Consider the following 25,143-nt stretch of genomic DNA (forward strand, 5'->3'; position numbering starts at 1 on the left):
AGTGGGAGAGTGCTAGCTCACGCCGAACAGCCCGGGCCACCACGCCACGGCGAGCGGATAGCCCACGAACGACACGAGATCGAGCAGGAAGTGCGCGACAACGAGCGGCGCGACGCGTCCGAATCGGGTGTAGAGCCAGCCGAACACGACGCCCATCACGACGTTTCCGACAAACGGCCCGAAGCCCTGGTACAGGTGGTAGCTGCCGCGCAGTACGGCCGCCGAGCAGATGATCGCCCAGCGGCTCCAGCCCAGTTGCCGTAGCCGCGTGAAGAGATAGCCGATCACGATGACTTCCTCGAGGAGGGCGGCGCGCACGGCGGAGAGCACGAGTACCGGGATCGTCCACCAGTACGCGTCAAGTCCGGAGGCGTGTACGGCGACCGTGATGCCGAAGAGACGACCGAGGGCGTACAGGCCGAGGCCGGGAACACCGATGCAGACAAGCAGGAGCGCGCCGCCGCCGATGTCCCGCAGCGGCTTCGACGCGTCCAGACCGATCCGCCGGAATGCCGATCGCCCGGGCAGCCAGAGCAGGTACAAGGCGAGCGCGACGGGAACGACGTCGAAGACGAGACCGAGAAGCTGATAGGTGAGATCAAGCCACTCGCGCGGACTCTGCGTGGGATTGAGAGTCGTTGACTGGTCCGCGAGCGACGTTCCGGCCGTGACACGGGCGATTATCGCGACGATCGAGTAGACGGCCGAGGACCCGAGGGACAGGCCGAGCACGATAACGATCTCCCACCAGAGCCTCACTCGTGCGCCTTGGTGTGTCACAGTGTCTGTCGCGGCCATTGCTCGTTTCGATCGTGTGGCAGGCAATGGCGCCAGTGTAGCGTTCTGGGGGAGCGGGAGGTGCCATGGGGAAGGCTCGAGTCGGTGCCGTAGCGATGGTTCTGGCGGCGGCGACGGCGCTGGTCGGCTGCACATCCTCCGCACCGCAGGAGGACTCCTCCGTGACCATCGGGTGGGGCGATCGCTTCAACTCGTACAACGTCAGCACGAGCTACGGGGCCGCGTCGATAAACGGCAATATCACGAGCCTCACGCTCTCGGGCTTCACCGCATACGACAACACGCTCGAGCTGCGTGACGACACATCATTCGGCTCGGTGGAGAAGATCTCCGACGATCCGCTCGTCGTTCGTTACAGTCTCGCCGACACGGCGACGTGGTCGGATGGGACGCCCGTGGATGCCGCCGACCTGCTGCTCGACTGGGCGGCGAACTCGCGTGCCCGCGACACGCCCTCGTTCGACCCGGGCGACTATCTCCAGCACGTGGCGGACACTGGCTCCGCGACACTTCCCGACGACACGGTCTACTTCGACTCGGGGGCGAGCCCGGAGATCGGACTCGGACTGGTCGACGAGCTCCCGCAGATCTCCGACGACGGGCGATCGATGACCGTCACCTACTCCGCGCCGAACGAAGACTGGCAGCAAGCGCTCCCACCGCCGCTTCCCGCGCACGTCATCGCGCGGAACAGCCTCGGCACCGATGACCCGGACGCCGGGAAGCACGCGGTCATCGACGCGATCACGGAACCCGACAGCACCGCGCTGTCGAAAATCGCTTCGTTCTGGAACACCGGTTTCAACTACACCTCCCTCCCCGATGACGAGGGCCTCTACCTCTCGAGCGGTCCCTACGTGATCGACCGGCTCGATCCCGATACCGGCGTCACGCTGCGTGCGAACCCGGAGTATCGCGGCAAGCACGCGCCGTCGATCGAGACCATCGACGTGCGATACATCCCGGATCCCACGGATGCCGTGACAGCGCTCGCCGACGGTGAGGTGGACGTCATCTCCCCGCAAGCAACGGCGGCCGTCGCGAACGTGATCGCCGACGTGGAAGACGTCAAGATCCTCATCGGCTACGTCGCAAGCTTCGAGCACCTCGATCTCCAGTTCGGCACGTCCAAGAACGGCGTCTTCGATGATCCGCGCGTCCGCGAAGCGTTCCTCAAGGTCGTGCCCCGTCAGCAGATCGTCGATGAACTCATCCGCCCGATCGTCGGCAAAGACGCGAGTGTGAGGGATTCCTTCGTCTTCATCCCCGGCACCGAAGGCTATGCCGCATCCGTCAAAGCGAGCGCGGCGGGCGATTTCGACGCTGTCGACGTCGACGGCGCGCAGAAGCTCCTCGCAGAGGCCGGAGTTCCGAATCCGGAGGTGTGCATCCTCTACGCCTCGAACAACCCGCGGCGGGCTCAGGAGTTCGCCCTGATCAAGGCCTCCGCCGAGCAGGCCGGCTTCACCGTGACGGACTGCGGCACCGAGCAGTGGCGCGAGATCCTCGGCGTCCCCGGCAAATACGACGCCTCGCTGTTCGCCTGGGAGTCCTCGAGTCTCGCTGCCGTCGATTCGGCGAGCCGGTACATGACTGGCGCGCGCAACAACCTCAACGGCTACTCGAGCGACAAGGTCGACGGACTGTACCGAACCTTGTCCGCAACATCGGATGCCGCCACGAGCGACCATCTGCTGGCCGACGTCGACGCGGCGCTCTGGGCCGATGCGTACGGTGCGCCGCTCTACCAGTTCCCCTCGATCACCGCCTACAACCCCGCGACGGTCCGAGGCGTCGAACCGTCGATTCTGTCGCCCACCGTGTTCTGGAACGTCTGGGATTGGACGATTCCCTGAGGCCGGGCGCGGTTTACTTCGCGTTCTCGTCGGCACACCGAACGTCCGCGATGAAAATCGGAGGAACGGCGAAGTTTATTGCACGAGACGGCCGGCAAGCGCATGATGCTGGCGATTCCGCACAATAAAGACCCAACCGGGTTACTGGTATGTAACGTTTTGGTTCAAGTATTTGGCATGCCTTAAGCCGAGTGCATATCGTCAGTTCTATCAATGCGGATACGAGCGAGCCTGCTCACGTCCGCGAGCAACCCCTTGCACCAGGAGGAACAGTGAGAATGTTCTCATCGCGACGGTCGCGTCTGCTGACAGCAACAGCTGTCGCGGGCGTTGCCGCGCTCGCGCTTGCCGGCTGTACGGCAAGCAACACAGACAACGGAGGTTCGGGCAAGAGCAGTGGGGGCGGGACGATCACCATCGCGGTGACAAACGCCTTCACCTCGTTCAACGGCGACACGCCCCAGTCGAACCTCGACACCAACGGAATGGTCGGCTACTTGACCGGCATCTCCGGCGGACTCGGCCTCGGAAGCTTCGAGACGCTCGACCCCAGCTATGAGGTCGTGAAGCAAGAGAGCTTCGGCACCATGGAGAAGACCTCCGACGACCCGCTCACCGTGAAGTACACGCTCAAGGACGGACTCAAGTGGTCCGACGGTGAGCCCATCACCGCTGATGACATGCTCTTCGCATGGGTCGTCAACTCGGGCTGGTTCGACGACGCGACGCTCGATCCCGAGACGGGCGAAGTCTCGAAGGGCACGCAGTACTTCTCGCTCGCGGGAAGCACGACGGGTCTCGACATGACGGACTTCCCGGAGATCAGCGACGACAACCTGTCGCTCACGATCAAGTACTCGGAGCCGTTCGTGGACTGGGAGCTCGTCAACATGATGGGCAAGCCCGCGCACGTTGCCGCTGACCACGCCGGCATCTCGCTTGAGGACATGATCAAGCTCTTCAAGGACACCCCGAAGGGCGACCCGGCGAACCCGGCCAAGCCCAACGACACCCTGAAGAAGATCGCGGACTTCTGGAACACCGGATACGACGTGACCTCGATGCCGAAGGACGACTCGCTTCTCGTTTCGAGCGGCCCGTTCGTCGTCAGCGCCTTCACGCCGGAGCAGTCGATCACGCTCGAGAAGAACCCTGAGTACAAGGGCGACAACGAGCCGGCTTACGACAAGCTGATCATCCGCTTCATCGGTGACACCAACGCACAGATCACGGCTCTCCAGAACGGTGAGGTCAACGCGATCTACCCGCAGCCTTCGGCCGACACGCTGACGGCTCTCGAGAAGATGAACGCCGAGCTGTTCCAGGGCGACCAGGTCTCCTACGACCACCTCGACCTCAACTTCGGAACCGAGACGTTCAAGGACCCGAAGGTTCGCGAGGCGTTCATGAAGACCGTCCCGCGCCAGCAGATCCTCGACTCGATCATCACGCCGATCAACGACAAGGCTGAGGTCCTGAACTCGCAGATCTTCCTGCCCGCGAACAAGGAGTACAAGGACGCTGTCGCTGCCAGCGGCTACGACCAGTACAACGAGCCTGACATCGACGGCGCCAAGGCGCTGCTGAACGGCGCGACCCCGACCGTCCGGATCCTCTACAACACCGAGAACCCGAACCGTGTCGACTCGTTCCAGGCGATCAAGAACAGCGCTGAGAAGGCCGGATTCAAGGTCGTCGACGCCGGTTCGAAGGACTGGGGCTCGCTGCTCACCAGCAACGACTACGATGCATCCATCTTCGGCTGGATCTCGCCCGGTGCCGGTAGCGCCGCCCTCCCGCAGATCTTCAAGACCCGCGGTGGCGGAAACTACAACCACTACAGCGACGCCGAGGTCGACAAGCTCGTCGACCAGAGCCAGGTGACCCTGGACCCGGACGAGCTGGCCCAGATCAAGATCAAGATCGACGCTGCCACGGCGAAGGACTTCTACGGTCTGCCGCTGTTCCAGCTGCCCGGTCTGTTCGCGAGCAACGGCACGATTGATGGAATCAAGTACATGGGCAACCAGACGGGTCTCGTCTGGAACGCTCAGGACTGGACCCTCACGAAGTGATCTAGTCTGTTACATCGGGGCGCCGCAATGTCCAGCATTGCGGCGCCCCGCTACGACAAGGGGCACATCCTTGTCTACACTTGATTCGCTCGCACGAGGTCTAACCCTGTCGTCGTGCACCAACGCGAGAGATTCCACAACATGGTCAGTTACATCCTGAGACGCATCCTCGTCTCCATCCTGATCCTCATCGCGGCGTCGTTCATCATGTACGTCCTCGTCGCGAACTCGGGTGATCCCCTCATGGACCTCCGGGGCAGCAACGCCCCCAACAAAGACCAGCTGATTGCCGCGCGCGTTCAGGCGCTGGATCTGAACGTCCCCCCACCGCTTCGATGGTTCCTCTGGCTCGGCGGCGCTGCCGGATGCCTGGTCCCATTCGCCAACATGTGCGACCTCGGTCTCACGCTGTCCAACGCCGAAGTCACGACGATCCTGCCGACGGCGATGTGGTCGACGATCCAGCTCGTCACGATCTCCCTCGTCGTCGCGATCATCCTCGGCATCATCGTCGGCATCGCGACGGCCCTCCGGCAGTACAGCGGTTTCGACTTCAGCATGACGTTCGTCAGCTTCTTCCTCTACTCGCTTCCGTCATTCCTCGTCGCGGTGCTGCTCAAGGAATTCATCGCGATCGACTTCAACGACTTCCTGCAACGCGATCCGACGCTGAGCGTGATCGCCATCGCCCTGATCGCCATCGTGCTCGGACTGATCTGGCAGGTCTTCATCGGCGGCGACCTGCGGCGTCGAGCCATCGTCTTCGCCGTCTCCGCCGTCGCGACCGCCGCGCTTCTGGCCTACATGTCGCTCACGAACTGGTTCATCAACCCCGGGTTCGGACCGGTCGGACTGCTTCTTCTCATTGCAGCGGTCGCCGTGGGCACCACAGCGACGATCGCGGGACTCTCGCACCGCCGGACGATGATCGTCGCGGGAGTCAACGGTCTCATCGCCTACGTCTCGTACTTCGCGCTGCAGGGCCTGTTCGACGTGTCGACGATCGGCACGATCCTCATCCTCGGCGTCGTCACGCTCATTGTGAGCCTCGCTATCGGATACTTCGCCGGCGGGAACGATCGCTCCCAGGTGATCAAGGTCAGCGCGATCACGGGCGTCCTCTCGGCCGCCCTGGTCGTGGTCGATCGGTTCATGCAGGCGTGGCCCGTCTACATGTCGAACCCGCGCATCAACAACCGCCCCATCGCGACAGTGGGCTCTCAGACGCCCGGATTCAGCGGTGACTTCTGGGTCAGCGGCCTCGATTCCTTCACGCACCTGCTGCTGCCCACGATCTCGCTGCTTCTCATCTCGTTCGCCGGGTACACGCGCTACGCCCGTTCCGGCCTGCTCGAGGTCATGAATCAGGACTACATCCGGACGGCGCGCGCCAAGGGTCTTCCCGAGCGCACGGTCATCGTGCGCCACGCTTTCCGGAACATGCTCATCCCGATCGCGACGCTCATCGCCGTCGACGTCGGGAACCTGCTCGGTGGAGCTGTGATCACGGAGTTCGTGTTCTCGATTCCCGGCATGGGGCAGCTGTTCAACACCTCGCTGCAACGCGTCGATCTCAACCCGGTCATGGGCTACTTCCTCGTGATCGCCATCGTCGCCATCGCCTTCAACTTCATCGCCGATCTGATGTACGCCGCTCTCGACCCCCGAGTGAGAGTGCACTGATGATCGCCCGCATCGACCCGACGCATCGTCGAGAGGACTCACAATGTCCACAATGACTCCCGAGCCCGCAGACGCCATCCCCACCCAGGAGGACGTCAAGGGAGAGAACCAGGGCCGGCTCATCTTCCGCCGGTTCGTCACCAACAAGATGTCCATGGTGTGCCTCGTGCTGTACGTCGCGATCATCGTGTTCTCGATCTCGGCAATCGGTCTCGGTCCGATTCCCGGCTGGTGGAAGTACAACTACAGCGACCTGAACCCGCAGCTCAACGCGGGACACCCGACTCTGTCATTCCTTCCGACGTGGCTGGGCGGCAACGGAATCTCGCTCGGCGAGCATCCGTTCGGCCAGAGCCGCATCGGCCAGGACTATTTCGCCATGACGATGCGAGGCGTGCAGAACTCGGTGCTCGTCATGATCCTCATCGGCGGCGTCGGCACGATCGTCGGAACCGTCGTCGGCGCCGTCGCGGGCTACTACCGCGGCTGGGTCGACGCGGTTCTCATGCGCATCACTGACATCTTCATCGTCATCCCCGCGCTCGTCATCGGCGCCGTCGTCGGTCGCACCGCTGGCGGCCTCGGCGTCTGGGTGCTCGGCGTCCTCCTCGCCCTCGTGACGTGGATGAGCATCGCCCGACTCGTGCGCGGCGAGTTCCTCACGCTTCGTGAGCGCGAGTTCGTCGAGGCGGCGCGCGTCGCGGGAGCGAGTGACGCCCGCATCATCTTCAAGCACATCCTCCCCAACGCGATCGGGGTCGTCATCGTCTCGGCCACGCTGCTCGCTGCGACGGCGATCCTGCTCGAGACGGCACTGAGCTACCTCGGTTACGGCATCCACGCGCCCGAGGTGTCGCTGGGGCGGTTGATCTCCGACAACCAGTCAGCGTTCTCGACGCGGCCCTGGCTGTACTGGTGGCCCGCCGTGTTCATCGTGAGCCTCGCGCTTCTCGTGAACTTCGTCGGCGACGGTCTCCGTGACGCCTTCGACCCCCGTCAGAAGCGATTCAAGCGACGCAAGATGCGGGAGTTCGCCGACCGGGCGAAGGGCGCCCATGACTGAGACGTCACTGCAGTACAAGCGCCGCGACGCTCAACACCACACCCGCCGTGAGAGTCACGATCGTGCCGCGATTCGGATGACGCTCCAGCATGGCCTCGTCAGCGCGTCCGAGTTCGATGCGGCCCGCTCGTTTGAGGGACTCCCACCGGTCACGCACGAGGCGAGCCGCATCGCCCGAGTCAGTGCCGCGCAGATCGCCGGGGCGCGACGAGGACACCAGATCCCGGCGCGACTTGCCTTCCTTGCGGGCGAGACGGAACGCGGTGATGCTGCCCGGTGCGGGAGCCGCGGTCACGGGAATCCGACGACCGGGCGTGAAGAGCGTCAGCGCGTACTTCGTGTCGACGTTGATGAGCGAGTGCCACGGGATGTGCGTGGTAGCGAACACGTTGTTGACAGTGATCGCATCGTCATCGACGGTGAGGCCGGGGCGCCACAGGCACACGAACGCGGCTGCCGCGATGGCGCCGAGCGGCACAAGCAGGGCGAGCCGAATCGGCATGCCGATGACCGCGAGCCAGATCACGGCCGCGGCAGCGCCGGCCGTGAGGGCCCAGCAGACGACGCACAGAATTCGATTGAAACGGGAGACGAAGCTCGCGGAGTCCACGCTTGTAGTCACCCCAACATGGTGCCATGCACGCACCACTGGAACGTAATGGCAACGGCCACAAGCCGCACGCACAGGAAGACACGCTCATGACCACCCCCACGAACGGGCGTTCCCCGGTACTCGAGATCACCGACCTCTCCGTCGACTTCGCCGTGGACCAGGTGTGGACACCGGCCGCCAAGCACCTCACGTATTCGATCGACGAGGGGCAAGTCGTTGCCGTCGTCGGCGAGTCGGGATCCGGAAAGAGCGCGAGCTCGATGGCGATCCTTGACCTCCTGCCGGAGACCGCACGCGTTCGGGGCAGCATCAAGCTCGAAGGAGAGGAGCTCGTCGGTCTGCCGTCGCGCAAGATGCGCACAATCCGCGGAAACCGCGTCGCCGCGATCTTCCAGGAGCCCATGACCGCACTGAACCCGGTGTTCACGATCGGATTCCAGATCGTCGAGGCGATCCGCGCCCACACGAACCAGACGCCGAGCGAAGCGTCGGCGCGCGCGATGGAACTGCTGCGACTCGTCGAGCTGCCCGACCCCGAGAAGGCGTTCAACTCCTATCCGCACCAGCTTTCCGGCGGGCAGCGGCAGCGCGCGATGATCGCGCAGTCCCTCGTGCTCGACCCCAAACTGCTCATCGCGGACGAGCCCACAACGGCTCTCGACGTGACGGTGCAGGCGGAGATCCTCGAGCTCATGCGCGACCTGCGCGACCGGCTCGGGAGTGCTGTGCTTCTCATCACCCACGACATGGGTGTCGTCGCGGACCTCGCCGACTGGATCGTCGTCATGAAGGAAGGCGAGATCGTCGAGCAGGGAGACGTCAACAGCATCTTCAACAATCCGCAGCATCCCTACACGCGCGCCCTGCTCGACGCGGTTCCCCACCTCGGCACGGGCGGTGAGGAAGGCGAGGAAGTCGACATCTCGAAGACGCTCGCCGCCGCCGCCAACGAGCGCACCGCGACCGACGTGATCACGGTCGACCCGTTCGCGAACGCGCACCCCGTACTCACGCTCGAGAACGTGAGCGTCGAATACGGCAAGAAGGGGAAACTCGGAGCCTTCCGCGCCGTCGATGACGTGAGCTTCACGGTCCGCGCGGGAGAGGTGATGGGCCTCGTCGGCGAGTCCGGATCGGGCAAGTCCACGATCGGCCGTGCGGCCATCGGACTGCAGCCGATCGCCGCCGGACGGCTCACCGTGGCCGACACCGACATCTCCCGAGGGGATCGACGCACGATCAAGTCCCTGCGGCGCAAGGTCGGCATCGTCTTCCAGGACCCGTCGTCGTCGCTCAACCCGCGGCTCCCGATCGGTGAGAGCATCGGAGAACCCCTGTTCCTCGCCGGTGAGGCGAAGGGAGCAGAGCTCGACCGCCGCGTCGAGAAGCTGCTCGACAGCGTCAACCTCGCGCGCTCGTACCGGAACCGCTTCCCGCACGAGCTCTCCGGCGGGCAGAAGCAGCGCGTCGGCATCGCGCGCGCCCTCTCGCTGAGCCCGCAGCTGCTGGTCGCCGACGAGCCCACCTCGGCTCTCGACGTGTCCGTGCAGGCGACCGTTCTCGACCTGCTCAGGGAGCTTCAGGCCGAGATGGGCTTCGCGTGCCTGTTCATCAGTCACGACCTCGCCGTCGTCGACTCGATGGCAGACCGGATCATCGTGCTCCACCACGGAAAGATCGCTGAGGAGGGAACGCGCGATCAGATCCTGCGCGCACCCAAGGACCCGTACACGCAGCGGCTCATCGCCGCGATCCCGGTTCCGGACCCGGACCTGCAGCGCGAGCGCCGCGAATTCCGTCGCCGCATCCTCGCCGAGACCGACGAGTAGCTCACTCTCGGGGCGGGCCCGCCACCGTCGGGCCTCGCTCCGCTCAGCGCACGCGAAGCTGGAGCGCGCGCAAGGGAGTAGAATGAATCGTTGGGCCGCTTCACGGTCCCAGCCGGATCTTCCCATTCAGCGCCTCGTCAATGTCGTCGGCCGCGGCCACGACACACTCGGCCGTGAGCCCTTCGCTCCAGGCGCACCCAACCGCACACACTGCAGGACAGGACACAGCTATGGCCATCGCCACGCGTGAAACCCTCCGGAACGTGGCGATCGTCGCGCACGTCGACCACGGAAAGACCACCCTGGTCGACGCCATGCTGCGTCAGACCGGCTCGTTCTCCGAACACGAGCACGTCGAAGAGCGCGCCATGGACTCGAACGAGCTCGAGCGCGAAAAAGGCATCACGATCCTCGCCAAGAACACGGCGATCTCGTACAACGGCGTCCACGCAACCCACGGCCCTGTCACGATCAACGTCATCGACACGCCCGGGCACGCCGACTTCGGCGGCGAGGTCGAGCGCGGCCTCTCCATGGTCGACGGCGTCGTCCTCCTCGTCGACGCGAGCGAGGGGCCGCTCCCGCAGACGCGTTTCGTGCTCCGCAAGGCGCTCGAGGCAAAGCTGCCCGTCATCCTGCTCGTGAACAAGACCGACCGAGGCGACGCGCGCATCGACGACGTCGTCTCGGAGAGCCAGGACCTGCTGCTCGGACTCGCGAGCGACATCGCCGAGGACATGCCCGACCTCGACATCGACGCGATCCTCGACGTTCCGGTTGTCTACGCGTCCGGAAAGGCCGGTCGCGCCTCCTTGGAGAAGCCTGCCGATGGCACGCTTCCCGAAAACGACAACCTCGAGCCGCTGTTCGAGGCGATTCTCGAGCACATCCCGGCTCCCACCTACGACGACGAGCACCCGCTCCAGGCGCACGTCACCAACCTCGACGCGTCGCCGTTCCTCGGCCGTCTCGCGCTGCTCCGCATCTTCCAGGGCACGATCACCAAGGGGCAGACCGTCGCCTGGGTGAAGAAGGACGGCAGCGTCTCGAACGTCCGCATCACCGAACTGCTCATGACGAAGGCCCTCGACCGCTACCCGGCCGAGAGCGCGGGCCCCGGCGACATCGTCGCCGTCGCCGGCTTCCCCGACATCATGATCGGCGACACCCTCTGCGACCCCGACGACGTGCGCCCGCTTCCCGTCATCCACGTCGACGACCCGGCGATCTCGATGACGATCGGCACCAACACCTCCCCGCTCATGGGCAAGGTCAAGGGGCACAAGCTGACCGCCCGCATGGTCAAGGACCGCCTCGACCGCGAACTCGTCGGAAACGTCTCCCTCAAGGTCCTCGACATCGGTCGTCCCGACGCGTGGGAAGTGCAGGGTCGCGGCGAACTCGCTCTCGCCATCCTCGTCGAGCAGATGCGCCGCGAAGGCTACGAGCTCACCGTCGGCAAGCCGCAGGTGGTCACGAAGACCATCGACGGCAAGGTCCACGAGCCCTACGAGGAACTCACGATCGACGCTCCCGAGGAGTATCTCGGCGCGATCACGCAGCTGCTCGCCGGTCGCAAGGGCCGCATGGAGGGCATGTCGAACCACGGCACCGGCTGGGTGCGCATGGAGTTCATCGTGCCGAGCCGCGGCCTCATCGGCTTCCGCTCCGAGTTCATGACCACGACGCGCGGCACGGGAATCGCGAACACGATCTCGCACGGCTACGGCGAATGGGCCGGCACGATCGCGACGCGCAGCAACGGCTCGATCGTCGCCGATCGCGCGGGCGTCGTCACGCCGTTCGCGATCGTGAACCTGCAGGAGCGCATGACATTCTTCGTCAACCCGACGGAAGAGGTCTACGAGGGAATGGTCATCGGCGAGAACTCTCGCGCCGACGACATGGACGTCAACATCACGAAGGAGAAGAAGCTCACGAACATGCGTTCGTCGACGGCTGACACCTTCGAGTCGATGACGCCCTCGCGTCAGCTGTCCCTCGAGGAGTGCCTCGAGTTCGCTCGTGAGGACGAGTGCGTCGAGGTCACTCCCGACCACGTCCGCATCCGCAAGGTCATCCTCGACCAGACGGCGCGCGGCCGCCAGACCGCTCGCCTGAAGCGCCAGTCCGAGAGCTGACACGGCGGCCGGCGCTCGGGTGCGGCTCAGGGTCGATCGGTACGCTGGACAATCGTGATCTTGCGTCGTAGTGCCCGTGTCGCCGTCCTCGCCTTGTGCGCTGCTGTGCTCCCTGCCGCGGCCGGCTGCAGCCTCATCGAGCAGACGGTGACGCAGAGCGTTCAGGATGCCGTCAAGCAGGCGACCGGCGGAGACGTCGAGCTGTCAGACGGCGTGCCCACGGGCTTCCCGTCCGACGAGGTCCCGATCGTCGCGGGGGATGTGCGCGGCGGCACGAAGGGAAAGGGCGCCGACACCCACTGGGTCGTCGTCGTGACCGGAAGCGTCACGGCGGACAGCGCCGAGGACAAGCTGCTCGCCGCCGGGTTCACGGTGCACAACGCCGTCGCGCAGCAGAACGTCGGCAGCGTCGCGACGCTGTCCGGCGCGGGCTTCGACGTGACACTCGTCGGAACGGACGGAAGCGTCGTCTACGCTGTCAGCCCGCGAGGCTGACGTGACAGACGAGGTTCCGCTCTCACGACACCCTGCCGTGCGGCAGGGGCTCGCCGTCGGCGCCGCCACGGCGGCATACGGCGTCTCGTTCGGCGCCCTGTCCGTGGCATCCGGCCTTGACATCTGGCAGACCTGCGTCCTGAGCCTGTTCATGTTCACGGGCGGCTCGCAGTTCGCTCTCGTCGGCGTGCTCGCCTCCGGCGGCACGGCCTCTGGACCCGCGGCGATCGCGAGCGCCGCGCTGCTCGGCGTGCGCAACGCCGCTTACGGGATGCGCATGAAGACCGTCGTCGGCGGGGGACTCTGGCGCTCCGTCGCCGCCGCGTGGGTCACGATCGACGAGTCGACCGCTGTCGCGCTCGCGCAGCACGATGCGAGCTCGCGCCGCATCGGCTTCTGGGCGACGGGTCTGGCCGTGTTCATCGGCTGGAACATCACGACGCTTCTCGGCGCCCTCATCGGCGACGTTCTCGGCGACACTCGCGCGTACGGGCTCGACGCCGCCGCCGCTGCCGCCTTCCTTGCGCTGCTGTGGCCGCGGCTCACCCGGCTGCAGCCCGTCGCCGTCGCTGTCGGAGCCGCTGTCGTCGCCGCGTGCACGACGCCCGTGCTGCCCGCCGGGCTCCCCGTCATCCTCGCCGCCGTCGTCGCCATCGTCGTCGGCGCGTTCAACTGGTTCTCGCACGCGGGGGAGAAGCCCGCATGACTCTGTGGCACATCGTGCTCGCGGCATCCATCGCCTGCGTCGCCCTCAAGCTCGCCGGATACGCGATCCCACCGCGGCTGCTCGAGGCGCCCATCGTCTCGCGCATCGTCGAGCTCACGACTGTGGCGATGCTCGCGGCGCTCATCGCCGTTCAGTCGCTCGGCGCAGGGGAAGGGATCGTCGTGGACGCCCGGCTGCCGGCGCTCGGCGTGGCGGCCGTGCTGCTCCTGCTGCGGGCGCCGTTCCTCGTTGTCGTGGTCGGAGCGGCGGTCGCGGCCGCGCTCTTGCGGCTTGCCGGGATGCCCTGACTCAGCCGAACAGGCCGGAGCCGACGAACCCGCCCTCCGCGGCCCCCGGCGGCACGGCGAAGATCGCCGAGCTCACGTGCCGCACGTACTCGTTCATGAGATCGTTCGCCGCCAGGCGCCGCTGGATGGGGATGAACTGGCGGCGCGGGTCGCGCTGATACGCCATGAAGAACAGTCCGGCGTTGAGCCGACCGAGCTCGTCGTTGCCCTCCACGTAGTTGTAGCCGCGGCGCAGGAGCATCGCCTTCTCGTTGACACTCGGGTGGGCGAGGTGCACGTGCGAGTGCGGGTCGATCGCGGGCGCGCCGTCGACGGTGCGGTCGAAGTCGGGCTCGGTGAATTCTGTGCCGCCGCTGAGCGGAGCGCCCTCGCCCTTCGTGCGGCCGATGATCCGCTGCTGCTCGCCGAGCGAGGCACGGTCCCAGGTCTCGATGATCATGCGGATCTTCCGCGTGACCAGGTATGAGCCTCCCGCCATCCACTCGGTTCCGTCGGCCGCGTCGGCCCAGACAGCCGTCTGGACGTCGTCGCCGTTCTCCGCCTTCACGTTGGCGGTGCCGTCTTTGAAGCCGAAGAGGTTCCGCGGCGTCTGCTGGCTGGTTGACGTGGACGAAGTGCGCCCGAAGCCGAGCTGCGACCAGCGCAGTGCGGCGCGACCGAACGCGATGCGCGAGAGGTTGCGGATGGCGTGCACCGCGACCTGCGGGTCGTCGGCGCACGCCTGGATGCACACATCGCCGCCGGAGATGGCCGGGTCGAGTATGTCACCGGAGAAGTGCGGCAGGTCGACGAGCGCGGAAGGTCGACGGTCGGCGATGCCGAACCTGTCGGCGCCGTCGGCGTCGGTGAACAGGCTCGGGCCGAAGCCGATCGTGATGGTCAGGGCGGATGCCGGGAGGCCCAAGGCTTCGCCTGTGTCCTCGGGCGGCGCCTGCAGCGGGCCGCCCGTCGCGCCGTCCTGGCCGACGTCCTCTCCCGCGGTCATGCGCGCCGCGGCATCCGACCAGTCCGTGAGCAGCGAGATGAGGCCCGCGCGATCGCACGACGCGGCGATGTCGAACGCGGCGAAGTGCAGCCGGTCCTGGGCGGGAGTGACGATGCCGGACTGGTGTGCGCCGTAGAACGGGTAGCGCGCGTTCGCGTCAGTTGAGGCGAGCGTCGCACCTGCGGCGGCGCCGGCGGCTCCACCGACGGCGAGGCCGCCCGCGGCGAGGCCCGCGACACCGAACAGGCCGCGACGGCTGAGGCCTCTCCTCGAGTGTTCGTCGTTCTCTCGCACCGCTGCTACTCCGAGATGCCGAGCACGGTGTGCGTCAGTTGCGAGAGCGGCTCCGAGAGGGCGTTTATCGCGTCGGAGAGCTCCTTCACGTTCGCCGTCGACAGTTCCGTGTAGGAGACGAAGCCGGCGTCGAGACTGCCGTACTGGCCGAGAAGCGCGTTGAGCGCGTCGAACCGAGCGTCGATGGTCGTCGCGAGGGCCTTGCCGTCCGCGCCCGTCGAGACGGCGAGGTCGCGCACGTTGGCGTAGGCGACGGAGGCGCCCTCGACGTTCGCCTGGAAGTCGGACAGGTCCGTATGGCTGAACTCGTCCTCCTCGCCCGTGATCTTCGTGGACGCGACCTCGTCGAGCAGGCCGATGGCGCCGTTGGAGATGTCGGCGATGCCGATGGTGAAGTCCTTCGCGTAGACCAGGTCGTAGAGCTTCTGCACGTTCTGCACGAGACCGTCCGCGAGCTCCGTGCGCTCGGCGGGAGTGCTCGGGGTGAAGCCCTCCGGCGCCCAGAGGTCCTTCTCGATGCGGTGGAAGCCCGTGAAGGGGATGCCGTCCTCGCTCGCCATCGGCTCGCGGAAGTCGATCTTCGGGTCGAGGTCCCCGAACGCCTCGGCGGTGGGCTCGATGCGCTCGTAGTGCACGCGTGCGGCGGCGTACAGCGAACGCGCCTTCGCGTCGTCGCCGGCGGCATACGCGTCGGTGAAGTCCTTCACGTCGCCGACGAGCTCGCCCACCTGGTCCTTGACGTACGACACGTAGTTCGTGACGGCCGCGTCGATCTGCTCCTGGCGGCCGGCGTCGGTCTTCGCTGCCGTCCCCGTGACGGTGAACTTCGACGTGCCGACGCCTTCGCCCACCATGCCGAGCTTGCACTCGGTGTAGTACGTCCCGGGTTCGAGGTGCACGACGTAGTCGACCGTCTGCCCGGGTGTGATGTTCTCCTTCTCGCCGACGATGCGCAGCATGTCCTCGGCGAGGATCTCGAACTCGTTGACGTCGGTTCCGCTGTTCGTCGCCGTGAACTTGATCGCGCCCGCCGTGGCGGTCGCCGCTGACACCTGGCACGAGTCGTCCGCGATGTCGACGGTGAGAGCGTCCCCCGCGACGTTGTTCGGCACGCAGCCGGCGAGAGCGAGCGCGGCGGCAACGGTCGCGGGGATGAGCAGGATCGTTCTTCTCATGCAGTCTCTTTCACGAGGGCGGGGGAGGGCGCCGGACGCGGATGCCGCGTCGCGCGCACGTACAGCGGGACGGTGACGGCGAGGTACGCGGCCCAGCCGGCGAGCTGGAGCCAGTTCGGGGTGGGCGTGAAGTTGACGGTCGCGCCGAGCACAGTGCCGTACCAGCTCGTCGGCGGGACGATGTGCGAGATGTCCCAGGCGATCGCGTGCTGGCCCGGAAGCAGCGCCGCCTCCTGCAGGTCGCCGATGCCGTAGAGGAGCACTCCCGCCGCGACGACCATGAGCGCGTAGCCCGTCCAGGTGAAGAACCGCGACAGGTTGATGCGCACGAGTCCGGCGTAGATGAGCACCTCGATGACGACGGCCGTCGCGAGGCCGAGCACGGCGCCGAGGAGCGCGGCGCTCCCGTCGTGGCCCGGGCCGACCGTCGCCCACACGAACAGGGCCGTCTCGAGGCCTTCCCGGCCGACGCTCAGCACCGCGAGCACGACGAGTCCCCAGCCGGCGCCCTCGAGCGCGCGGTCCACTCCCGAACGCAGGTTGCGGGAGAGGTCCTTGCCCGCCTTTCCCATCCAGAAGATCATCCAGGTCACGAAGCCGACCGCGACGAGCGACAGGATGCCGCCGATGGCCTCTTGCGCCTGGAAGCTCAGCCCGTACGCGCCGAAGGTAAGCACCGCACCGGCCGCGAGGGCGATCGCGACGGAGAGGCCGACGCCGAGCCAGATGCGGGGGAGCAGGTCGCGCCGGCCCAGCTTGACGACGTAGGCGATGATGATGCCGACGATGAGCGCCGCCTCGAGGCCCTCGCGCAGACCGATGAGGTAGTTAGCGAGCACGAGATCTCCGGAAGCCGAGGGGGACGGGGCAGCCCCGGCAGCAAGTCGTTAGGTAAGGCTTCACTAAGGGCGGGGCGATTTTGAGAGTAGACCATGCCTCGCTTCGTTGTCCAGCTAATATCGCTCTGTGACCTACCTGCCGCCCGAGTCGTACGATCCCGGGGTGACGCCCGCCCGAGAGCGCGCTCGGCCCGGAGCCGGCCAGCGCGTGGGCACCGCCGTTCTGACATTCGTGCTCGGCCTCGTCTACGGGACCGTCGGCACGGTCGCGCATCCGGCGAAGGTGACCCTGCTCGGCGTGCCGATCCCGTACGGACTCGTGCTCGCCCTGCTCGGCGTGCTCGCTCTGCTCCTCGGCCTGCGGCTGGTCCTCGCCGATCGGCTGCCCGTTCTCAGCGCCGCCGTCGGCCTCGTGGGAATTGTCGTGCTGTTCTCGTTCCGGAGCGTGGGCGGGTCCGTTCTGATCGCTCAGGGCATCGTCGGCATGGTGTGGCTGTTCGTCGTTCCGCTCGTCGCCGCGCTCGTGCTCGCCTGGCCGCGCATGCCGGTCATGGGTTCCCGCTCGCCCGCGGCGTAGACTGGCAGTTCCCACCCGTCTGAAGGAGATGCTGCCCTGTGACTTACGTCATCGCCCTTCCCTGCGTCGATGTGAAGGATCGCGCCTGCGTCGACGAGTGCCCCGTCGACTGCATTTACGAGGGCGATCGCATGCTGTACATCCACCCGGATGAATGCGTCGACTGCGGAGCGTGCGAACCGGTGTGCCCGGTCGAGGCGATCTACTACGAAGACGACCTCCCCGACGAGTGGGCCGACTACTACAAGGCGAACGTCGAGTTCTTCGACGAGATCGGGTCCCCGGGCGGTGCGGCGAAGGTCGGCGTCATCCACCACGACCACCCGATCGTGGCGGCGCTTCCGCCGCAGACGGCTCAGTAGCGTGCCGCGGCTCGACCTGCCCGAGTACCCCTGGGACACGATGGTCCCGTACCGGGAGCGCGCAGCGCGGCACCCCGGCGGCGTCGTCGACCTGTCGATCGGCTCGCCCGTCGATCCGACGCCGGAACTCGTGCGCGAGGCGCTCGCCAAGGCAACGGACGCGCACGCGTATCCGGCGACGATCGGCACGCCGGAGCTGCGGGGAGCGATCGTCGCGTGGTTCGCGCGGCGCCGCGGCGTCCCGGGACTCGAGGAGAGGAACGTGCTGCCGACGATCGGCTCGAAGGAGCTCGTCGCGCTTCTGCCGTTCCTGCTCGGACTCGGCGCGGGCGACGTCGTCGTCCACCCGCGCGCCGCCTACCCGAGCTACGCGATCGGCGCGGCCATGTGCGGTGCCGAGGCGTTCGCCTCGGACGACCCGGCGCAGTGGCCCGAGGCGACGAAGCTCGTGTGGCTCAACTCCCCTGGAAACCCGGACGGCCGCGTTCTCGACGTCGATCAGCTGCGTGCGGCCGTCGCCCGCGCGCGTGAGCTCGGGGCGGTCATCGTCAACGACGAGTGCTACGCCGAGCTCGGCTGGAGCGGGCCGTGGGCCGACGAGGCCGTCCCGTGCATCCTCGACCCGCGCGTGATCGGCGACGACCGCCGCAACGTTCTCGCGAGCTACTCGCTCAGCAAGCAGTCGAACATGGCCGGCTACCGTGCCGCGTTCGTCGCGGGCTGCGGCGCGCTCATCGCCCAGCTCACGAACGTGCGTAAGCACGCGGGGCTCATGCTGCCGGCGCCGCTTCAGCACGCCATGGCGGTCGCGCTCGGCGACGACACGCACGTGGCGGCGCAGAAGCAGCGCTACCGCGAGCGTCGCGAGCAGCTCGTCCCCGCCGTCGAGGCGGCCGGATTCCGCATCGACGACAGCGAGGCGGGGCTCTACCTGTGGATCACGGAGGGCGTGGACGCGTGGGAGACGATCGGGCGGCTCGCGGATCTCGGCATCGTCGCGGGACCCGGGCACTTCTACGGCGATTTCTTCCCGACCCATGTGCGGCTCTCGCTCACGGCGAGCGACGAGCGCATCGCCGAGGCGGCGCGGCGGCTCGCGGCATCCGCTGTGCCCGATCTCCAAAGCCAGACGTGAACCATTGTCGGTTGTGACAGGAGCCGTTCGACCCGATTAGGCTGTATATGGGCAACGCAGTCCGCGACGCGTCGGATGCTGGGCCGTTCACAAAACACGTGACGAACAATCAAGAGGAGGCGCCGTGGGCGACGTCGGACAGCAGACGGGTGACGAGGCACACAAGGCGACGCTAACGTTCCCGGGAGGAACGGCCGAGTTCCCGATCCTCGCCTCGACGAGCGGAGCCTCGAGCTTCGACATCTCGACGCTCACGAAGCAGACGGGTCACACGACCCTTGACTACGGCTTCGTCAACACCGCTTCCACGAAGTCGCGCATCACCTACATCGACGGCGACCAGGGCATTCTGCGCTACCGCGGCTACCCGATCGAGCAGCTCGCCGCGAACTCCACCTACCTCGAGGTCGCGTGGCTCCTCATCCACGGCGAGCTGCCGACGGCGGACGAGCTCGCCGAGTTCGACGAGCGCGTGCGCCGCCACACGCTGCTGCACGAAGACCTCAAGCACTTCTTCTCCGCCCTGCCGCACACCGCGCACCCCATGTCGGTGCTCTCGAGTGCGCTGTCGGCGCTCTCGACCTACTACGAGAACGGGCAGGACCCGAAGGACCCGGAGCAGGTCGAGATGACGACGATCCGGCTGCTCGCGAAGCTTCCCGTCATCGCGGCGTACGCGCACAAGAAGTCGCAGGGGCAGGCGTTCCTGTACCCCGACAACTCGCTGAGCTTCGTCGACAACTTCCTCCGCCTCAACTTCGGCAACCTCGCCGAGCAGTACGAGGTCAACCCGGTTCTCTCGCAGGCCCTCGAGCGCCTGCTCATCCTGCACGAGGACCACGAGCAGAACGCGTCGACCTCGACCGTTCGGCTCGTCGGATCGACGGGAGCGAACCTCTACGCGTCGATCTCGGCGGGCATCAACGCCCTCTCGGGCCCCCTGCACGGCGGCGCCAACGAGGCCGTGCTCGAGATGCTCGGTCGCATCCAGGAGTCGGGTGAGGGCGTCGCGCGTTTCGTCGAGCGGGTGAAGAACAAGGAAGACGGCGTGAAGCTCATGGGCTTCGGGCACCGCGTCTACAAGAACTACGACCCGCGCGCGAAGATCGTGAAGGAGTCGGCGACCGCCGTGCTCGACTCGCTCGGCATTGAGGACCCGCTTCTCGACCTCGCGCAGGAGCTCGAGCAGATCGCGCTCGAGGACGACTACTTCAAGGAACGTCGGCTGTATCCGAACGTCGACTTCTACACGGGCGTCATCTACAAGGCCATGGGCTTCCCGACGCGCATGTTCACGGTGCTGTTCGCGATCGGTCGCCTGCCGGGCTGGATCGCGCACTGGCGTGAGATGAACCAGGACCCGCAGACGAAGATCGGTCGCCCGCACCAGCTGTACATCGGCGAGGGTGAGCGGGAGTTCCCGCAGCGCTGAGACCCGTCGCACGCGAAAGGTGCCGCCCGGTCACGGGCGGCACCTTTCGCGTGTGCGGGGCGGTCAGCGGCGCGGGCTGAGCTCGAGCGTGTGCGTCGCGGCATCCGTCACGGCCTTCGACGTGAACGCCCACGGCAGCGTCTTGTGCTCGGCCCAGAGCGGCGCCTGATCGACGTAGTTCGGGTGGTACGCGTGCCCTGACGCGCCCGTGAGGTTGATCCACGTGGAAGCGTCGAAGTCTGACAGGTCGATGACCTGACGCATCGAGGGCACCCAGTTGACCTCGTAGCCCTGTGACGCGTCCCACCCGGTCGCGTCGACGACGCTCGAGCCGCCTGCCAGCTCGTACGGCCCGCGGTTGAACAGCGACTCGATGAGGCCGATCCCGGACTCACCGAAGCTCGCGTTGCGGATCGTGAGGGTGTGCAGCGAACCCCACGTCCAGGTCGACGTGTCGCTTCCCATGCGCTCGACGGCGTCGTCCCACGCGGTGTCCATGGCGCGGATGAGCGCCTGGTCGCGCGTGGTCACGTCTTTCCCCTCGCCCCACCAGTCGGAGTTCTGGTGTGGCAGCAGCGAGGCGACGATCTGGAACCAGCGCGCGCTGCCCGCCGGCGGAGACGACGCGGGCAGCTTGGGGGCGAACACCTGCTCGAGCAGGTTCTTCCAGACCATGTTGAAGTAGGCGGATGCCGCGCTGTCGGCGTCGTCGGAGAAATCCCAGTTCTTCAGCAGGTTTCGCCCCGTGATGGCGTTGCCGTTCGGCTCGACGACGAGCAGGTACGGCACAAGCTTCTCGGCGATCGCATTGTGGTTGTCGGCCTGGACCTCCGACATGTCGTTCGCGGTTATCGCGTGGCCGGAGTCGATGAGGTCCGTCAGGAGCGTCGTGATGCGCTCGGCGCGGTAGCCCGCGTCCCAGTCGCGCGTGATGAGGTGCGGGTAGTCCGGGCCGACGGCCGCGTTGTTCGCCGTGACGATGTAGCCGGCGGGCGGATTGAAGGTGTGCGGCAGCTGCTCGAACGCGATGAACCCCGACCAGCCGTTCTCGCTCGTCCAGCCGGGCTTCGGCACGGTGCCGTCGCCCGTCTTGCGGATCGGAACCTGCCCGGGGGCCTGGTAGCCGATGTTGCCCTCGGTATCGGCGTAGAGCAGGTTCTGGCTCGGCACGTCGAAGAGCGTCGCGGCGTCGCGGAACGAGTCCCAGTCGGTCGCGGCGTTCATCGCGAACACGGCGCGCGCGGTGTTGCCGGGGGTGAGCGCCGTCCACTGCAGCGAGAGGCCGTAGCTCTGCCCGTCGCCGAGGTCCTCGGCCTTGCCCGCGGTCTTCGTGATCGTCTGGAACGCGCTCGTCAGGTCGCTCACGAGCGGACCCCGCTCGGTGGCGCGGATCGTGAGCTTCACGTCGTCGCCGCCCGCCACGCGGATGGTCTCGGTGCGCGTGGAAAGCGGATGCTGCTCGCCGTCGAGCTCGTAGCTGTCGCTCGTGTCGCTGACCTTCTCGATGAACAGGTCGGCGACGTCGGGGCCGAGGTTCGTGAAGCCCCACGCGATGTCGTCGTTGTGTCCGATGACGACGCCCGGCAGCCCCGAGAAGGTGAAGCCGGCGACGTCGAACGGGCAGGCCTTTCCGACGGTCTCGCAGTGCAGTCCCATCTGGTACCAGACCGACGGCATCACGGGGCCGAGGTGCGGGTCGTTGGCGAGAAGCGGCTTCCCGGTCGCGGTGTGCTCGCCCGACACGACCCACGAGTTCGAGCCGATGTCGCTTCCCGCGTCGCCGAGCAGGCTCGGCACCCCGTCAAGCAGTGACTTGAGCGCCTCGAGCTGCCCGGTCACCTCGCCGACGGCTGCGTCGGGCGCAGCGGTCGTGCGCGTCGCGGCATCCGTCATCGACTGCACGCTCGGCGCCGTGACGATCGTCGGATTCTCGTCGTAGGGGTAGGCGGGGTAGAGCTGCGCGACCTGGGAACTCGTGAGTTTCGTCGACAGCAGCGCCCGGTCGATCTCCTGCTCGAGATTCGAGCGCAGGTCCCAGGCCATGGCCTTGAGCCAGGCGACGCTGTCGGCGGGCGTCCACTTCTCGGGGGAGTAGCCGGAGTTCTGCAGACCGAGCACCGCGTACTCGAGCGACAGGTCGGCGCCGGAGCGGGAGCCGAGGTAGGCGTTCACGCCGTCGGCGTACGCCTTGTAGTAGCCGAGCGACGTGTCGTCGAGAGCGGCGACTTCCTTCTCGGCGACGTCGCGCCAGCCGAGCGTGCGGATGAACGAGTCGGTGCCCACCTGGCTCTCGCCGAACAGCTCCGCGAGCCGCCCCGACGTGACGTGGCGGCGGAAGTCCATCTCCCAGAACCGATCCTGCGCCTGCACGAAGCCCTGCGCCATGAACAGGTCGTGCGCCGTCTTCGCCGTGATCTGCGGGATGCCGTTCTCGTCGCGCTGCACCGTGACGGGCTGCTCGAGACCCGGCAGGTCCATCTCGCCGTCGGTGGTGGGGAACGAGCGCTGCACCGTCCACAGCGCGAATCCCGCGGCGACGAGAGCGAGGATCACGACGGCGACGAGCAGCCACAGGAAGAACGCCGCGATCGGGTGTCGGCGCAGGGAATGAGCCACAGTGCTCCTTCGGAAGCGGCCCCGTGCGGGGAACTAGGCGTGCAGGGCTTCGTTGAGCAGAACGCCCGACCCCGAACGCGGCAGAACCTCCACAGCGCCCGTGACCGAGTTGCGCCGGAACAGCAGCCCCGCGACTCCGCTCAGCTCGACTGCCTTCACACTACGCGACACGGTCGCCTGCGGGTCGACGACACTCACCTTCGTGCCCGCCGTGACGTAGAGCCCCGCCTCGACGACGCTGTCGTCGCCGATCGAGATGCCGATGCCGGAGTTCGCGCCGAGCAGGGCGCGCTGCCCGATCGAGATGCGCTGCGTTCCGCCGCCCGAGAGCGTGCCCATGATCGACGCGCCGCCGCCGATGTCGCTGCCGTCGCCCACCACGACGCCCTGCGAGATGCGGCCCTCGACCATCGAGGCGCCGAGCGTGCCCGCGTTGTAGTTCACGAAGCCCTCGTGCATCACGGTCGTGCCGGGCGCGAGGTGCGCGCCGAGCCGCACACGGGACGCGTCGGCGACGCGCACGCGCTCGGCGACGCTCACGTAGTCGGTCATCCGCGGGAACTTGTCGATGCTCACCGCCTGGATGCCCTGCCGCATGAGCGTGGGGCGCAGCCGGTCGTAGTCGGCGGGCAGCACGGGGCCCGCGTTCGTCCACACGACGGTGGACAAGTGGCCGAAGATGCCGTCGAGCGAGATCGTGTTCGGCGCGACCAGAAGGTGCGACAGCAGGTGCAGCCGCAAGTACGCGTCGGACGTGCTCGTGATCGGCTGCGTGAGGTCGGACTCCACAGTGACGACATCGACGGTGACCGCGCGCCGCTCGTCCGGCACCGCGAGCTGCTCGAGCTCGGCGGGAGCGATCCACTTCTCCCGTCCGGCCGGAAGCGAGCCGAGCTGGGGGGAGGGGAACCAGGTGTCGAGAACGGTGCCGTCGCTCGCGATCGTCGCGAGGCCGTAGCCCCACGCGGATTCGGGCGCGGACGACGTCGGGGAAGAAGCGGAGGTCATGCCTCAAGGCTACCCAATCCCGCCGAGCCGGAGCTCACGCTGCGGCCGCCGTAGACTTGGCCCATGCCCGCTCCGGAACTGGACCTGACCGCCTCCGTCGTCGACATCGCCCGCCAGCTGTGCGACATCCCCTCCGAGTCGGGGGACGAGAAGGCGATAGCGGATGCCGTGGAGCGCGCCGTCCGCGGCAGGGAGCACCTCGAAGTGATCCGCGACGGCGACACCGTCATCGCGCGCACCCTGCTCGGTCGCGACAAGCGCGTGGTCATCGCCGGTCACCTCGACACCGTGCCGATCAACGACAACGTGCCCTCCCGTTTCGAGACGATCGAGGGTCGTGAGTACCTTTGGGGCCGCGGCTCGGTCGACATGAAGGCGGGCGTCGCCGTGCAGCTCAAGCTCGCCGCCGAACTCGATGCGCCCCTGACCGACGTGACGTGGATCTGGTACGACCACGAGGAGGTCTCGGCCGAGCTCAACAGCCTCGGCCGCATCGCCGACGCGCGCCCCGAGCTGCTCGCGGGCGACTTCGCGATCCTCGGCGAGCCGACAGCGGCCGTCGTCGAGGGCGGCTGCAACGGCAGCATCCGCTTCGAAGTGCGCGCCTTCGGCACACGCGCGCACTCCGCACGCTCCTGGGTGGGCGACAACGCGATCCATAAGCTCTCGTCCGTTCTCGACACTCTCGCCGGATACGAGCCGGCGACCGTCGAGGTCGAGGGGCTCGAGTACCGCGAGGGGCTCAACGCCGTGGGCATCTCCGGCGGCGTCGCCGGCAACGTCATCCCCGACGAAGCCATGGTGCACGTCAACTACCGCTTCGCCCCCGACAAGTCGAGCGAGCAGGCCGTCGTGCGCATGCAGGAGCTGTTCGCGGACTTCGACGTCACGATCGTGGACCGTTCCGAGCCCGCCCGGCCGGGGCTCGACGCGCCGCTCGCCCAGGATTTCCTGCGCGCCGTTGGCGGCGAGGCGAAGCCCAAGTACGGCTGGACCGACGTCGCGCGCTTCTCCGCGCTCGGCATGCCGGCCGTGAACTACGGGCCGGGAGACGCGCTCAAGGCGCACGCCGACGACGAGCGCTGCGCGACAGACGAGATCATCGCGTGCGAGCGCGGACTGAGGCGCTGGCTCGTCGGGGAATGACGCGCCC

Annotated in this window: 21 protein-coding genes; 14 read left to right on the forward strand and 7 right to left on the reverse strand. The window is 67.1% G+C overall.

Features of this window, described 5'->3' with window-relative positions; translation table 11 throughout:
• Positions 1–12 precede the first annotated feature (12 nt).
• Positions 13–798, reverse strand: coding sequence for a CPBP family intramembrane glutamic endopeptidase (locus BLV49_RS15350; protein ID WP_091187497.1), 786 nt, complete (start codon positions 796–798; stop codon positions 13–15).
• A 161-nt stretch (positions 799–959) separates the two neighbouring features.
• Here BLV49_RS15350 and BLV49_RS15355 point away from each other — a divergent pair, with 161 nt between their 5' ends.
• The 4 genes from BLV49_RS15355 (at position 960) to BLV49_RS15370 (ending at position 7,475) form a co-directional block, all read left to right on the forward strand.
• Positions 960–2,654 carry an ABC transporter family substrate-binding protein gene (locus BLV49_RS15355; RefSeq protein ID WP_176980903.1) on the forward strand — a complete coding sequence of 565 codons (1,695 nt, stop codon included), beginning with the start codon at positions 960–962 and terminating at the stop codon, positions 2,652–2,654.
• A 422-nt stretch (positions 2,655–3,076) separates the two neighbouring features.
• Complete coding sequence (locus BLV49_RS15360) at positions 3,077–4,729, forward strand: ABC transporter family substrate-binding protein (RefSeq protein ID WP_342706644.1); 1,653 nt, start codon at positions 3,077–3,079, stop codon at positions 4,727–4,729.
• A gap of 141 nt (positions 4,730–4,870) precedes the next feature.
• Positions 4,871–6,412: an ABC transporter permease gene (locus BLV49_RS15365; protein ID WP_091187505.1), complete on the forward strand. Its 1,542-nt coding sequence runs from the start codon at positions 4,871–4,873 to the stop codon at positions 6,410–6,412.
• A gap of 43 nt (positions 6,413–6,455) precedes the next feature.
• Positions 6,456–7,475: an ABC transporter permease gene (locus BLV49_RS15370; protein ID WP_091187507.1), complete on the forward strand. Its 1,020-nt coding sequence runs from the start codon at positions 6,456–6,458 to the stop codon at positions 7,473–7,475.
• Positions 7,476–7,479: 4 nt separating this feature from the next.
• On the opposite strand, the gene BLV49_RS15375 is transcribed toward BLV49_RS15370, so the two are convergent.
• A complete protein-coding gene (locus BLV49_RS15375) occupies positions 7,480–8,097 on the reverse strand; it encodes a PH domain-containing protein (protein ID WP_245723732.1) in 618 nt (205 codons plus the stop codon).
• 77 nt (positions 8,098–8,174) lie between these two features.
• Between BLV49_RS15375 and BLV49_RS15380 the strand changes: the two genes are divergently transcribed.
• From BLV49_RS15380 to BLV49_RS15400, 5 genes are all read left to right on the forward strand, one after another.
• On the forward strand, positions 8,175–9,917 hold the full coding sequence (locus BLV49_RS15380) for an ABC transporter ATP-binding protein (protein ID WP_091187510.1): 1,743 nt from the start codon (positions 8,175–8,177) through the stop codon (positions 9,915–9,917).
• Positions 9,918–10,147: 230 nt separating this feature from the next.
• Entirely contained in the window at positions 10,148–12,058 is a 1,911-nt protein-coding gene (gene typA / locus BLV49_RS15385; protein WP_091187512.1) for a translational GTPase TypA, read from the forward strand.
• 60 nt (positions 12,059–12,118) lie between these two features.
• Positions 12,119–12,553, forward strand: coding sequence for a hypothetical protein (locus tag BLV49_RS15390; protein ID WP_143034074.1), 435 nt, complete (start codon positions 12,119–12,121; stop codon positions 12,551–12,553).
• A gap of 1 nt (position 12,554) precedes the next feature.
• The gene (locus tag BLV49_RS15395; RefSeq protein ID WP_091187516.1) at positions 12,555–13,259 is read left to right on the forward strand and encodes an AzlC family ABC transporter permease; all 705 of its coding nucleotides are present in this window, start codon (positions 12,555–12,557) and stop codon (positions 13,257–13,259) included.
• Positions 13,256–13,567: an AzlD domain-containing protein gene (locus BLV49_RS15400; RefSeq protein WP_091187519.1), complete on the forward strand. Its 312-nt coding sequence runs from the start codon at positions 13,256–13,258 to the stop codon at positions 13,565–13,567. Before BLV49_RS15395 ends, BLV49_RS15400 begins: the two co-directional genes overlap by 4 nt.
• Before the next feature lies 1 nt (position 13,568).
• On the opposite strand, the gene efeB is transcribed toward BLV49_RS15400, so the two are convergent.
• From efeB to efeU, 3 genes are read right to left on the reverse strand one after another with little or no spacing between them, the layout of a single operon-like run.
• Positions 13,569–14,846, reverse strand: a complete 1,278-nt coding sequence (gene efeB / locus BLV49_RS15405; RefSeq protein WP_091187521.1) for an iron uptake transporter deferrochelatase/peroxidase subunit — start codon at positions 14,844–14,846, stop codon at positions 13,569–13,571.
• Positions 14,847–14,851: 5 nt separating this feature from the next.
• Positions 14,852–16,021: an iron uptake system protein EfeO gene (gene efeO / locus BLV49_RS15410; RefSeq protein WP_091187524.1), complete on the reverse strand. Its 1,170-nt coding sequence runs from the start codon at positions 16,019–16,021 to the stop codon at positions 14,852–14,854.
• Complete coding sequence (gene efeU / locus BLV49_RS15415) at positions 16,018–16,860, reverse strand: iron uptake transporter permease EfeU (protein WP_091187526.1); 843 nt, start codon at positions 16,858–16,860, stop codon at positions 16,018–16,020. The genes efeO and efeU overlap by 4 nt, the downstream gene beginning before the upstream one ends.
• Positions 16,861–16,987: 127 nt before the next feature.
• On the opposite strand from efeU, the gene BLV49_RS15420 reads away from it, so the two are divergent.
• The 4 genes from BLV49_RS15420 to BLV49_RS15435 all read left to right on the forward strand — a co-directional run bounded on the left by BLV49_RS15420 (position 16,988) and on the right by BLV49_RS15435 (position 20,366).
• Positions 16,988–17,437, forward strand: coding sequence for a hypothetical protein (locus tag BLV49_RS15420; protein WP_143034075.1), 450 nt, complete (start codon positions 16,988–16,990; stop codon positions 17,435–17,437).
• A 38-nt stretch (positions 17,438–17,475) separates the two neighbouring features.
• A complete protein-coding gene (gene fdxA, locus BLV49_RS15425) occupies positions 17,476–17,799 on the forward strand; it encodes a ferredoxin (protein ID WP_091187531.1) in 324 nt (107 codons plus the stop codon).
• Between the two features lies 1 nt (position 17,800).
• Positions 17,801–18,934, forward strand: a complete 1,134-nt coding sequence (dapC, locus tag BLV49_RS15430) for a succinyldiaminopimelate transaminase (RefSeq protein ID WP_091187534.1) — start codon at positions 17,801–17,803, stop codon at positions 18,932–18,934.
• A 124-nt stretch (positions 18,935–19,058) separates the two neighbouring features.
• The gene (locus BLV49_RS15435) at positions 19,059–20,366 is read left to right on the forward strand and encodes a citrate synthase (RefSeq protein ID WP_091187537.1); all 1,308 of its coding nucleotides are present in this window, start codon (positions 19,059–19,061) and stop codon (positions 20,364–20,366) included.
• A gap of 63 nt (positions 20,367–20,429) precedes the next feature.
• On the opposite strand, the gene BLV49_RS15440 is transcribed toward BLV49_RS15435, so the two are convergent.
• Entirely contained in the window at positions 20,430–22,982 is a 2,553-nt protein-coding gene (locus BLV49_RS15440; protein ID WP_245723733.1) for a penicillin acylase family protein, read from the reverse strand.
• Positions 22,983–23,015: 33 nt separating this feature from the next.
• Positions 23,016–23,990, reverse strand: a complete 975-nt coding sequence (dapD, locus tag BLV49_RS15445; protein ID WP_091187540.1) for a 2,3,4,5-tetrahydropyridine-2,6-dicarboxylate N-succinyltransferase — start codon at positions 23,988–23,990, stop codon at positions 23,016–23,018.
• 63 nt (positions 23,991–24,053) lie between these two features.
• On the opposite strand from dapD, the gene dapE reads away from it, so the two are divergent.
• On the forward strand, positions 24,054–25,136 hold the full coding sequence (gene dapE, locus BLV49_RS15450) for a succinyl-diaminopimelate desuccinylase (RefSeq protein WP_091187544.1): 1,083 nt from the start codon (positions 24,054–24,056) through the stop codon (positions 25,134–25,136).
• The last annotated feature ends 7 nt before the right edge of the window (positions 25,137–25,143 follow it).

Source organism: Paramicrobacterium humi, assembly GCF_900105715.1.
Taxonomy (GTDB): Bacteria; Actinomycetota; Actinomycetes; order Actinomycetales; family Microbacteriaceae; genus Paramicrobacterium; species Paramicrobacterium humi.